Annotated in this window: 5 protein-coding genes and 2 pseudogenes; 5 read left to right on the top strand and 2 right to left on the bottom strand. The window is 47.4% G+C overall.

What is annotated here, in order from left to right; all coding sequences use genetic code 11:
* Window positions 1–12 precede the first annotated feature (12 nt).
* From GA565_RS16455 to GA565_RS16430, 5 genes and pseudogenes are all read left to right on the top strand, one after another.
* A pseudogene (locus tag GA565_RS16455) lies at window positions 13–138 on the top strand (IS30 family transposase); the annotation flags it as partial.
* 186 nt (window positions 139–324) lie between these two features.
* Window positions 325–4,653: a hypothetical protein gene (locus GA565_RS16450; protein WP_126795978.1), complete on the top strand. Its 4,329-nt coding sequence runs from the start codon at window positions 325–327 to the stop codon at window positions 4,651–4,653.
* 1,188 nt (window positions 4,654–5,841) lie between these two features.
* A complete protein-coding gene (locus GA565_RS16445) occupies window positions 5,842–10,182 on the top strand; it encodes an NACHT domain-containing NTPase (protein WP_152199410.1) in 4,341 nt (1,446 codons plus the stop codon).
* A gap of 65 nt (window positions 10,183–10,247) precedes the next feature.
* Window positions 10,248–10,584, top strand: a pseudogene (locus GA565_RS24820) (transposase); the annotation flags it as partial.
* 665 nt (window positions 10,585–11,249) lie between these two features.
* Entirely contained in the window at window positions 11,250–12,194 is a 945-nt protein-coding gene (locus GA565_RS16430) for an ArdC family protein (RefSeq protein ID WP_152199408.1), read from the top strand.
* Window positions 12,195–12,355: 161 nt separating this feature from the next.
* Here the strand turns inward: GA565_RS16430 and GA565_RS16425 are convergent, their stop codons facing one another.
* Window positions 12,356–12,643, bottom strand: a complete 288-nt coding sequence (locus GA565_RS16425; protein WP_152199407.1) for a hypothetical protein — start codon at window positions 12,641–12,643, stop codon at window positions 12,356–12,358.
* Window positions 12,644–12,750: 107 nt separating this feature from the next.
* A complete protein-coding gene (gene mobC / locus GA565_RS16420; protein ID WP_152201570.1) occupies window positions 12,751–13,497 on the bottom strand; it encodes a MobC family replication-relaxation protein in 747 nt (248 codons plus the stop codon).
* Between the last annotated feature and the right edge of the window lie 2 nt (window positions 13,498–13,499).

Raw genomic sequence — 13,499 nt, 5'->3', positions numbered from 1 at the left:
GCAAAATGGTGGATACTCAGACAGTATTTTCCAAAAGGAACTGACTTATCAATTCATTGCCAACAAAGATTCTATAGTGTTGACCCATAGCTCACCGAGAGACCGAGAAAAACGCTAGAATATGAATCACCCGTATAGCGATTTAACCAGTGTGTTGCATTGATCATTTGAACTCAAAGCTAAAGCGAACATCGAGAACGGATCCTGATTGGTGCTGCAACATCATTCATGATGGGAAATCGATGCTATCAACGCCGGGCGTTCATCTCTATAGCTGTATTCTTGATTGTTCTGCGATACTCAAAACGTTTCATGAGGCAAAGAATGGAATTTAATGATGCCAAGTCACAATTGGCTAAGGCCTTGCGTTCATTAGACCCTGCTGGTTCGCTTGGTTTTGAAGGATTGCTTCGCGACATATTGGTCGAAGTGACTAAACTTAATTTTGGACTTGCTAAGTCTGGGCCGCAAGGCGGATCGGATGTTCGCTCGCTTGGTTTAAACCTCTTCGAAGTTGCTCTTGAAGCAAAACGTTACGGAGAAAACACAACCCTAAAAGTGGATGCTCTAAAGGCCAAGCTTTTTGAAACAAGTCGTAGCGAGAATGGAACGGATCTTTGGATACTTGCAGCAACAAGAGCAATCAGTGCTACCGATAACGAAGAGCTAACGCTAGTAGGGAAGGGGCTTGGTATCACCGTACTGATACTCGACTGGCCCGCCGAACCGGGGCAACTTCCCGACCTTGCTGTCCTGTGTATCCAGGCCAAAACTGCGCTCAACCGACACCTTAACGGTATTGATAACATCAATGAAATAACCGCGGCTATCCGATCCCACCCAGAATTTCTTGCTGCAGCAGATCGCCTCCAGTGCCGGCTAACTGCTCCTGATATCGGCTATGCAGCTGCGACTGAGGCAATGAAGCAATGGATGCTTACTGGTCTGAGCAATGACCGTAATGCCGCCAGCAGACTCGGGGGGAAGTTCAATGATGTACTCGATCCAGGTCGCGCTAGAATTCCTCGTCCTAGATATGAAGTGCAACTTGATCAATGGGTTACATCAGGTAGGCCCTCAGTGCTGCTTGGGGATGAAGGGCTGGGCAAGACTTGGCTATTTTTGTCATGGTGGCACGCACGGATCAACGCCGCGGCTGATCTTCCCTTGACTCTTTTTGTACCTGCAAAGGAGGTTGGGCAGGGTTCGCTCAGTGAATTAATTGCACAGTTTCTTGAAAAGCGTCTTAGCCATGGCAGCGTTCAGTTCTGGCAACGTCGAATAGCGCAATGGGTAAAGCTTAGAACGGACGGGCCACAGATCTTGCTGATGATTGATGGATTAAATCAGTACTGGCAAAAAAAAGATTGGGCAGACCTCATTCAGCCTGCTTTCGATGACAAGTGGAACCATCGCATCTCTATTCTGATGAGTTGTTGGCCCGACCACTGGAATGATTTGCAAAAACTCGGGTCCTTGATCCCAAGACCAAGCGAAATTCGGGTAGACCGTTTTGACGACAGTGAACTTGATGCGTTGCTCAAGGAACATGATTTAAGCAGAGAGAACTTTAGCACCGCCATGCTTTCGTTGATGAAGGTTCCGCGCTTGTCAGCTTTGGCGATTGAGCTACAGCAGGAATTGATTGCGAGTGGTGACATCACGCCGGAACGGCTTGCATTCGAAGACTGGAAACATCGTATTGAGTTGCGTGGCGCACAGTTGGCGATAAGCGATGCCGAGTTTCAAATGTTTATTACGGAACTCGGCATGCAGTTGCGTAGCTCAATCGATAATACAAGCCTTACCCGGCATAGTGTTATTGAACAGTTGGGGCGAGACAGCGGTAAAGATCGAGCAGATCTGCTATCAACGGTTGCTGAACTGATTTCTGGACAATGGCTTGTTCCCACTGGACAAGCCAACCGGTTCCAAGTCAATCCCACACTGATACCATTCGCGTTGGGGATGGCTTTGGTCCACCATCTGAAACCAACTGATGGGAATGCCACAGCCAACGATATTATCGCTGAACATATCGACCCCTTTAGTGGGCAGAGCCTTGGCGTGAAAATACTCAGAGCAGCTGTCACTACAGCCTTGCTCGACAATACTGTCTCACGTCAGGTTCGACGGGCACTGCTTAGCCGATGGATATCCGAGCAGAATTTCTCGAGTCTCGATTTTGAAGCTTTTTGGCGAATCATCGGGCTTGATGTTGAACTAGTCCTGCAAATCGTAGAGGAGATTTGGCTCGGGGAGAGCTCTGGTTCAATCGTAAAAGATGAAATTATGATCAAGGGACTGGCTAACGCTTATCAGTTCGAGGCTGTCGCACCGTTGATCGAGGCTAAAATCACATATTGGCTTGGTTTGCTCTGGAGTGACCCGCTACAAGGTACCGTCTTGGGACGTATTGATCAGACGTCGCCAAATTCGCTGCGACGGCAAGAAAAGACAGCCGCAAACCTAGATGCATGGCAGCAATTTGAGGGGCGCGAAGCTTTTCCGGCGATAGAACTTTGCGGTCCCGGTAACCCGAGTTGGCTCAGTCATCGTGTCTTCGGCATCATCTCATTATTGCCGCGGGCTCGCTTCATCGAAGCAATCGCTGCCTGGGGTATTTCGCGGGCGGTGATGGGCAGTAACAGTCATTTTGATGAGCTGGCCTGGATGTTGCGGCTTAATCGTATGGATTCGGTGGAAACACGTAATAAGATGTTAGACCTTGTCGACAGACTGCACGAGACCGGGCATCAGCTAGCGCTTGACGCTGCGCGCTGGCTTCTTGAAGCTCTCGCCGATCCACAATCTGAAAACAAGCGCCGGCAACTAAATACATCAGTAGGGCCCATTAGCAATACGTCGGGTCGACGCCCTATAATGCCAGAAGATGACATTCTTAACCCTAGGGTTGATGTTGATCCCGATAAGATCAAAGACACCGAGCACATTCGTCCTGCTGATTTTGATGTTGATGTTACCTCAAGTCGCAAATTGCTGATTCTGGCGAGAACCAATCCGAACCGGCTACGCGAGGTTGTTGGTGAGAGGGTTACTGGCGCTGAAAGAATGACAGCTGTACCTCTTCGACAGCTTTTGAGGCAAATGCGCGGTTTCCTGACAATATTGAACGATGATGAACGCAATGTACTTGAAGCAGGGATCGATTTTGTCCTAAAGGAAAATTCTCCTGAAATACATAAGGAGCTCAACTGGTGGCACGCCAGACGTCTGGATCTGCAACTTGCTAGCCGTAATGGATTGGCGCAACTGGAGTTTTTACTAAAGGAAGCGTGCGATCGGAGGCTAATGGGTAGCATCAATATTGATCTGTTAAATTTTACTCAAGATGACATTAGGTCGATCCTTGGGCGATTTGAGATTGAAAGTAACCGCGAGACGGTACTGAGTTGGCTCATGTTGTTCGAAGAGTTTGCCGATAGTAGCTCGATCGATGGGTGGTCGGAGCTCCCTGCATTGCTTTGTCATGTAGATGAGGAAATTGCAGAGTTGGCTATTGGGCTTTCCGCTTACTCCACTAATCCCGTTGTCTACAATATTATTGCAAACAGCAATTGGACGGCTAACAACGTTACCGACAGAAAGCAACGCTACAATCGATCTGTTGCCTTGTTGAATGCAAGCATGGCTCTTAAGCGCCCTGAGCTGTTGGAGCGGGCCGATAAGGAAATTATGGCGTTTTGGTTGCAACGTGAGCCAGATAATCCAGATGCTATTCGAAGCTATGAGAATTATATCCGAGGTGCAATTGACGGGCTTCACTCACCCGGAAGAAGTATAAATATTGACCCTCTGATTAATCATAAGCCTGCAGTTGCCACGTTGCTTGACCGTGTAGATGAGGACTTCTGGTGTTGGTTGGAGCAGAAGATTAAGAATGAGATTAGAGTATCCAGCGTCGACTTAATGGCTGCGTTTCCATTGCTTGTGATGGCGGAAGCATTGATGAGCCGACGCCCCGAATTGGGATTGATACTTTGGGACAACTTCAAAAAGGCAATGAAAGATGACTCTTTCAAAATAACGGGCATGGCTTGCCTGCCGTTTATAGCTTTGAACGATATAGCTGATGTGGCTCGCAATAAAGCCCTTATGGATGTTGTTAACGATCAGGATATTGCCGATCTTTTGAATCAGATTGAAGATCATGGGCAAACGGCATGGTTGGTAGACAAGGTACTTGAGCTTGTGAGTTCTGGAGATACAGAGTCACTGGCAATGTCCGCTACACTACTGGGTTTTGCCAACGAAAGTCAAAGAGTGGAGCTTGCTTGGGGGGAGGTCGAAAAGCGAATACCATGTGGTGGTTGGCTGGAAGACGTATACATAACCAGCCGCCAAAATTTCGAGCGAAATCGCTGGGCCCGACACTGGTTCAACTGTTATATCCAGGCGACTACCGATAGTGAGGCAATCGCTGCACACTTGCTATTGGGGGCAACTATGGATAAAAGAGCGAGATTGTGGCTAAAGCGATGCCGCTTGAAAGTACTTAAATTATCTTTACGCAAATACTGGGATCTGAATATGGATCTGCTTAACTCAGCGAGCAAGAAGCGACGAACAAAGCTAAAAGATTCACTTTTTTGGACTAAAACCATGAAGCAAACTCAATGGCCGTGGCTCTGATATGTAGCAAAGCAGTGCAGCCTATCCATGCCTAATGCATGGATTTTTGTGTGATTTATCGGGATCGACACATTGAAAATGTTTTGCTTACGGATCAAATTCTCACCATTGGTGATAATTGACAGGGGGATTTTGTTAATCTTAAGCATTTATAGCAGGTTGTTATTTTTGCCCTTTGCGGGGGGACAACCGCAAAGGGTACGCTCTATCGAACCAGGTGGAGAATTTTCTGACCTTTGAAAATACTGTTTCGAGCTTCTGGCTATTAACATACAGCGTGTTTCTCAGCAACTACATGTTATCTATATTACTGCCTTTGATCTCAATATCAATGAGTAGTACGCGTTCATGGTCGCTAAGGAAAAAAGGATTTAGATGTTTAACCAGAGCACTCGGTGCGTATATTGGTGTGATACGCAATAAAGTCTTAGAGTGCTGCATCTGATTTTGCGCCAAAACGAGTTGTTCAGCATAGCGATGTTCACACCACTGTCTACAAAACGTACCCCCAAGTTTTTCCGCAAACACTGTCTGATAACCCAGGAGCCACCCCCGATTTTTAAACATCTTTTTCTTTTCACTTGGCTCGCGTTTGATCTAAACCTTCTGCTGCCACGTAACTATAGAGGTGCGAAGCACCAGCTAGCCTTGACACACACGTTTGACCGAGAAACAGAAGGAAATTTTTATGCCTCCTGCCAATCCTCCAGGAACGCAGGCTCGCTATTTTCGCTATAGGGAGGTTCAAACGGTGTCTCTTCAGCCTCGATCAGCCCTATACGCTCAATGAAGGGAACTACTGAAACAGGGTACAGTTAGTGGATAAATTTAGTACGCTGTTCCAGAAACCTGATTACGTTCATTGAGTATCTCCGCTATAGATGATGCTAATTATATAGCCATTCATTAAGTGTGGTTATTGATGTCGAACATACCGTTAAACCCAAAATTATCAATGATATGAGGAGATGAATGTGTGTATTGCCAATGTCTGACATTAATTCCTTGAACGAATCGCTACCAGCTTCTGATTGCTTCTTTGGAAATCATAATTCTCGTCATCTATCTAATTGAAATTGATTAAAATTAATTGGTTATTTATCACATCAACGGACTGAATAATTTCCCAATGAGCTTTGGATTCAGATATATTTCTTGGTAAATATTCATAGTGTTTGCTGAGGGTGCATGGCCAAGAATAATCGAGATGATTTCTCTGAGCGAACCAAACTCCAGATCGCGAAGCGTGTTGGATGGTTATGCTCATTCCCTATGTGCCGTAAGTGGACAGTAGGCGCAACGTCAGATGGGGAAAGTGAAATCAACATCGGTACAGCAGCACATATATGTGCTGCTGCGCCGGGTGGGCCTCGCTATGACGGGAATATGTCACCGGAGGAGCGATCTTCTGCCAAGAACGGTATGTGGATGTGCCGCGATCACGGTAAAGCAATCGATTCAAGCGATCCAGAGTTTACCGTAGAGAAACTGCTCAAGTGGAAACGAGAGGCAGAAATAGAAGCATGGAAGAGGGTACTGCATAGCGATGTGGTTCGTGGTACTGGAGGGTGTACAGATACAGAGGTAGTGATGCGGGCTCAGGTTGCTGCCGTAAATGATCTCGAGGTATTCCGTCGAACCCATAAATGGCCAGGTTCGCCTGTGGCTCTCATGTTAGATATTCAAGGTTTAGATGAGCCAGTAATAACCAGTGCGATCGCAGGGATGGCTATAAGGCTGGATGATTTAATTCTTGTCGCCGGGCCAGGAATGGGTAAAACCACAACGCTTTTCCAGATAGCGGAAAGTATGTTGGCTACAAACCTTGGTACGCCTCTTGTCGTGTCGCTGGGGGATTGGGCTACCGAAAATACGACGATCCTCGACTCTATTCTTAAACGACCCGCTTTCCGAGATGTTTCAGAGGATGACTTGCGTAAGGTCGCTAATCACCCTGGTGTTGTATTACTACTTGATGGTTGGAACGAATTGGATGCTAGCGCACGTACCCGTGCTCGAACTCAAATCACCAGACTCAAAGCAGAGCTGCCTGAACTTAGCTTTATCATCTCGACGCGTAAGCAATCTCGGGACATTCCTTTTGAAGGAACACATGTAACACTTTTACCGCTTAATCAGGATCAGCAAATCCAGATCGCAGTTGCCTTACGCGGGAATTATGGCAAAAGGATCTTGGATCAAGCCTGGCGTACCGCTGGCCTACGTGAACTTGTAACAATACCTCTCTATCTGATGGCGTTGACCTCACTTCCAGAAAACGCCCCGGTTCCGACAACAAAAGAACAAATACTTCGGCATTTTGTTGAGGCGCATGAAAAGGAAGCAAGTCATGCCGAAGCGTTGTATTCCGGTACTTATGGATTTCAGCAAGACTACATGAAAGGGCTAGCTGAAGTTGCCACGCGGGTAGTTAACTCAACTATTGTTGACTTTAGTGCACGGAAATCGATATCCGACACGGCAACTTTGCTGGTGGACAGCGGGCAGATAGCAATCAAACCCCAACCAGAAATTGTACTTGATGTGCTCGTCAGCAATCATGTACTGATGCGTACAGGGAATACTCCTGGTTATTCGTTTCAGCATCAGCAATTTCAGGAATGGTACGCCTCTCACTTGGTTGAACGCCGGTTGATTGCGGACATCAATGCCCGGGAAACACGAGAAGCACTTAAAGCAGAGGTATTTAACTATCCCAGATGGGAAGAAGCCATACTTTTTGCCATAGAGCGTATGGCATACGGTGATGCGGAACTGCAGGTTATTTGTAGCAAGGCGATAATCGCTGCATTTGAGGTCGACCCAATTCTCGCGGCAGAGATGATTTTTCGATCAACAGAAGATGTATGGTCGCAAATATCGACTGTTATTCAGAATCTCGTGGCTCATTGGCATGCGCCAGGAACGGTGGATCGCGCTGTCCGTTTCATGATTACATCCGGCCGTCCTGAATTCCTTGATTATGTCTGGCCGTTGATCTCTGATGAAGATGAGCAGATCAGCCTTCATGCTTTACGCAATTGCAGAATATTCAGGACTTCGATTTTCGGGCAGGCGGCAGGAGAAATAATCAATACCCTGTCTCCCAGAATGCGTTCATTGCTTTTATCCGAGATAGCATCTCGCAGTGGTATCGATGGCCTCGATCTTGCTGTCTCCATTGCGAAGAATGACCCTGATTCGCAGGTCCAAGTCTCCGTCATTGATGCTTTGGTATTTCGGCGAGCAGATCTCCATGTGGCTGAAATGTTGCAAGAGGTGAATAGCACAATCTTAGATCTGATTGTGAGCAAAGGCGTTGCCGATGAGATACAGGATGAAAACGTTAGAGAAATACTCGCGACAGCACATAAGCGGCAAGAAATGCAGGCCGTATCACCCTCTAATCGGCTTCGCGCGCTGATCGCTACAGAGAATACTGAGGACGATTGCGCTGAATTAGTTGGCATCATCAGCACAATGGAGATTGAATCAAATGAAGAACAGCTGATCGATAAGCTACACCGCAGTTATCCTCAAACTGTTGCAGAAGGATTATTAGAGCGTGTAAGGGCTGGACGAGCACTTTGTACTAGTGTGGGCGGTATTCTGGCATCAGCCAGATTTACTTTAGAAGATGAAATGCTGGTGAATCTGGTGCTGGTTAACCCTGAAGACTATGATGCTCGTGCTAACGCCGCGGCCTCAGTACTTGGGCCAGGGGCTGTTGGTCATCTTATTGATGTATTGGCCGATCTTGAGTTATGTAATCAGGCCGAAGGTAAATACGAAGAGGCCAAATGGAAACGCTATCAAGGGCTGAGAACTCGTATTGGCTCTACCCAAGGTTCAAGCCTTGTTGAAGCTATTCTCAAGCGAGCTGTACCGGCCGAAGACAGGCTAATTGAATTGTTTACTGACCTGCTTTTATCCCATCCCAATGGTGAGGAATCTTATAGCAGATCTTTCGATGCAGACACTGTTCTGGTGATACAACGGTTATTTGAAGAGTGGGCTAATCGTATGCTTGCTTCGGAAAAAGCAAAGCGTAGGGTAAAAGCAAGAGTTGCAATGCTTGCGAGTCTTGCCCCATCAGTGAAACAGTTACCTCTTTTGAAACAACTGCTGGACGATAACCTCCAGCGTTACAGAGAGTTTCGAAAAGAAGCGGAGACAGCCGGGTGGAGACCATGCGAAGCGGTTAATGAGGCTAGAACCCCGATGCTCAGCGAATATCAGAGCGCTTTTCAGGCAATTCAATCTCCAGAAACAACTGCAATTATGCAGACGTATCTGTGTGACAAATATTTTGGTGCGCTAGCGGCACGAGTCCTTGCCGAACAATGGCGAACGTTAAACGCTCCATCAAGGGGAAAACGATTTTTAAGTGGTGTTGATTTCTCAAATGTGAAGGCGAAACATATGGTTCTAGCCCATTCCCCTGATGAAACATCTCTTGAAGCAGAAGCTATATTCAACGCAATTGACCAACTGATTACGCAAGACGCGACGAGCGAACAAAAACAGCTTGCTGTCGAACTGGGTATTATTGCATCGCAGTTGCCTCATGGGCGGCGTGATGATGTTATCAAAACTCTCATTGCAGTTGCACCGAGGCAAATACGAGCAGATTTGCTTACCAGCATTGTGCTATCGGGAGATGGTATAGATACAAAGGTCGTTGTTGAAAGTACCGTTGAGCTTATAGAGGAAGCAATCGCTGAACCGTGGATATTAAGCGAGGGGCAAGGGTATCAATTAAAAGCGTGGTTACGGCTTTTACCGTTTATGAAGGAGCCTGAAGAAGCCTTGAGCGTCATTCGTAGTCTGCCTGCCTCATATCGGGATCCCTATTTTTTGGAAGAGATGGTCAGAGGATTTTGCCATTCACCTTCCCCGTATGCAGAAGATGCCCTCTTCAAGTTAGCCGAAGAAAACACAAGCCTCTATGCGAACTACCACTGGAGAACCACCGCTTTACGTCTTGAAACACTATCTTCGGTGCGCCGTATCATCGACTTAACTGCTCAGGGTGTATTTGAAAGCCGATCCAGTGATAACTGGCATTTTGAGACAATACTTGGGAACCAGCTTGAGATTCATTCTGGTTTGCGTGCGTACATATACGGTTTGTTGATAGATGGACCAATCTCACCGGGCCTTGAGGCGCTCACCCGTATTATTGCGCAGAGCCCAGACGAAGAGGGAGTACTATTACTGCTCAATTTTGAGAGGAGCTTGAATCGTAGATTTATGGATTGGCGAACAATAAATAAAATGATCACCCAAGATATTCCGTCAGAAACGTGGCAAGGTACGTTTGAAATTGTACCCGTTCCGGCAGGCAGTTTGCGGATGAAATTGTTTGAATTGGTGACGGACGGAGGCCCCGATGACGTAGCTGCCTACTGGATGCGTAAGATAGACTGCAGCAGGGATGAATACGGAATTCCAGAAGATGAGCCGCGCCATCCGGACATCGCATCCGGTAGGCCGTGGCCTGTCTCCCTACCGCTGTTAGATGTGTAGTGGCACACTGATTTGGCCACCTGAATAGAAATGATATGCTCACCTCAGTACATTACAGGTACCCATTGGAAAGCAGAAATTTCAGCGCAGAGTTCAAACGCGAATTCGCTCAACTGGTTCTTGACCCAAATTCTACCGTTGCAGATGCAGCAGAGCTATGGGGGGCCTTTTCATAATGGCGCGATGGGTAAAACAGTTTCGGAATGAGCTACAGGGCAAAACGCAAAAAAACCTCCTATGACCTCGGAATAAACTGGAGTACGCCAGCTGAAGAAAAAGTTACAAGCTTTTGAAATAATAAATAATAAATAATAAATAATAAATGAAAAAAGGCTATCGAGCTCTTGATGTCAGACTCCTGAAAAGTTCTCATTAATCTGGACACTCAGGACGCGTTACCCGGCTCAAGCTGGCGAAGCGAATCCAGCAATTTCTGACGCGATATTTTCTGTTCCAGACAACCGAACCATCAATCATCTAGACACATACCTGAAAAATAGCTTTGGCAATATCGATACCTACTACTCTGATCTTGTTCATGTGATGTCACTCCGGAGTTAACGCAGTCAGTGAAAGTATGGCACTGGCTATGTTGGGAAGGGCGTCTATCACATCACTACAAAACTCAAACTCAAACTCAAACTCAAACTCAAACTCAAACTCAAACTCAAACTCAAACTCAAACTCAAACTCAAACTCAAACTCAAACTCAAACTCAAACTCAAACTCAAACTCAAACTCAAACTCAAACTCAAACTCAAACTCAAACTCAAACTCAAACTCAAACTCAAACTCAAACCCAAACCCAAACCCAAACCCAAACCCAAACCCAAACCCATTTCACCACTGCGAAGCAAGGGGCGCTATACCCGTCTATGCAGGATAAGTTTTTTCTCCCGTGTGGTTTCCGTTCCCGCGTCAGCTTCCGGTTAATCGTTTCCCAACACAACCCGTCCCGCAAGGGTAAATTGCACGCATTCTGCGCCCTTGCAGGCCGGAACGATGCCGGGAAAGCGAACCGTCAGGCGATACGAAGACGAAAATCACACCACTGACGGAGAAAAACCATGACTATTTCCCTGCATACTCAGACTAGCGCCCCTAACACCGCATCGGCAACCAGCGTATCCCCGCTGGACCCGTCAGGCTCCTCAAAAACGAAATTTTCCAAAACCAAAACTGATATTTATCAGACCGTCACTGACAGCATCATTGCGGCACTGGAAACTGGTGTTAAACCCTGGGCGTGTCCGTGGCAGCGTACCCCCGGTATGTCTGGTTTACCGTCCAATTACGCAACTGGTATGGGTTACAGTGGAATGAATATCATGTTGTTGTGGTGCAGTGCGTCAGAACAGGGATTCAATGATTCGCGCTGGATGACCTACAAACAGGCAAAAGCGGAAGGCGGGCAGGTACGTAAGGGAGAACACGGCACAACAGCCATTTTCTATACCATGCTGGAAAGGGAAAATGACGAAGGAGAAACTGACTATATTCCGATGCTTAAGACTTTCACCGTGTTTAATGTTGAGCAAATTGACGGTTTGCCTCTGAGTGATGAAGCCGTTTTCCCGGCAGAGACCTTTGAGCCGTTACCGCAGGCGGAAGCGCTTTTCCGTAACAGTAGTGCAACCATCATTGAGAAGGGGCAGAACGCCTATTTCGCACCATCAACCGACGAAATCCATTTACCGGAACGCCGTCTTTTTAGTGATGCTGCCAATTTCTACGCTACGGGTCTGCATGAGCTGGTTCACTGGAGTGGAGCCAAAAGTCGGCTGAATCGAGAAATGAAAGGGAAGTTTGGCAGTGAGGGGTATGCGTTTGAGGAGTTGATCGCCGAACTGGGAAGCGCGTTCCTGATGGCGGACCTGGGGATTGTCGGAGAGGTTCAGCATGAAAGTTATATTGCTTCCTGGCTGAAAGCACTGAAGAACGACAAACGCTATATTTTCAAGGCCGCCAGCGCGGCATCGAAAGCGCATCGTTATTTGATGGATAAAATCTGAGCAGGAAGGAGTCGCAACGGAATGCGGCTTTGTGTGTAGGGCCGCTTAAAACAGTAACGCTGTAGAGACACGAGTGAGGCGGAGCGCAGCCAGGCGAGCACCGAGCAGTCATGTCTCTACAGTGGAATAAAAAATTCACACGGACAGGGCTGATTGGACAGCTATTCTCGGTTACCAGCAACTGCCTGAAGCGCAAGTAGCCGCTGTTCCAGATTATCTAGTCTTTCTTCGAGTTCATGGCTCTGCTGCTCAATATCTTCCAGCGTTTCTGACAGAACATCACGCAGCAGCACAAAATTTGCTTGTAGGGCATACACAAAATCGTTGCCGCGAACCAGTAATGCTTCGCGCGGTATGTCGTGCAATGCGGAATGTGTCATCCATGTCACCAGCGCTTTTGCGCTCATTTCGGTCAGTACGTCCGAAAGTCGGTCAGTTTCTCTGTTCATTCTGGTGTCCTGTCTGTTCTGATTTTGGGTGAGTATTTCAAGGGGTATTATTTCAGGTCGTTACGCTGCTGGTTGGGTGGGTTGGGACTGTAAGTGATAGAGAAGAACTATATGCCGTGGTCTACATCGAGCCGTTGCAGCTCGTCGAGTGTATAGATGCGGAAGACATTCCGGTGGCGGGTTTCCAGCGGGATGTGCTGGTGGTTAACGATGACGTGCCTGATGCTGTCAAAGAGCCGTTCAAGGCCGCGCTTTTTCTGCGGGTCCGGCACGATATAAAAAACGTAAATCCAGTTCTTCCGGGTCCGGGCCAGCAAATGGCTGGCGATGATCGACTGGTAACGGGCTCTGGTTTTCAGGCGACGCTCGGTCTCAATGGCGATCACGGTGCCGCCGGGCAGGGTAATCAGCCCGTCAGGGCGGTGACTGACCTGATAACGGCTGAGGAAGGTTGTGCGATCGCCGTTTATCCATCCGGATGCGCCTTTTTGCTCAAGGATGATACGGGCGGTCTGATTATCAAGGTGATGTTCCAGCGTCCAGCCGGTAATTTTTGACGGCTCAAAGCGCGCCGGGAAAAACGCATCGTCGGGGGTTAATACGACGGCCAGTCCGTCACTGGTTATGCCCCATAATGAAATTTTCATCGTGCGCGATACCAGGACGTGCTTTTGTATTAAGCCCATGCCCTCGACTTTTGAAAGCAGGGAATACAGCGATTTATGATCCCTGAAGCCAAACAGCAGCATCAGCGTTTTAAAATCACTGTACGTTTCTTCTTTCAGGAAATTCAGTAGTCGTTGTATTTTTTCGCGGTGTCGCGTCTGGCGTTCGCTGTATGCGGTGATCAGCATCA

Origin of the sequence: Rouxiella sp. S1S-2, assembly GCF_009208105.1 — a bacterium.
Taxonomy (GTDB): domain Bacteria; phylum Pseudomonadota; class Gammaproteobacteria; order Enterobacterales; family Enterobacteriaceae; genus Rouxiella.
Note: the sequence above shows the minus strand (reverse complement) of the source record. Positions and strands in the feature narration are given on the sequence as shown.

Coding starts and splice junctions, on each gene's coding strand:
- GA565_RS16425 (WP_152199407.1), bottom strand. CDS start 12,643: ATGAACAGAGAAACTGACCGACTTTCGGACGTACTGACCGAAATGAGC.
- mobC (WP_152201570.1), bottom strand. CDS start 13,497: ATGCTGATCACCGCATACAGCGAACGCCAGACGCGACACCGCGAAAAA.
- GA565_RS16430 (WP_152199408.1), top strand. CDS start 11,250: ATGACTATTTCCCTGCATACTCAGACTAGCGCCCCTAACACCGCATCG.
- GA565_RS16445 (WP_152199410.1), top strand. CDS start 5,842: ATGGCCAAGAATAATCGAGATGATTTCTCTGAGCGAACCAAACTCCAG.
- GA565_RS16450 (WP_126795978.1), top strand. CDS start 325: ATGGAATTTAATGATGCCAAGTCACAATTGGCTAAGGCCTTGCGTTCA.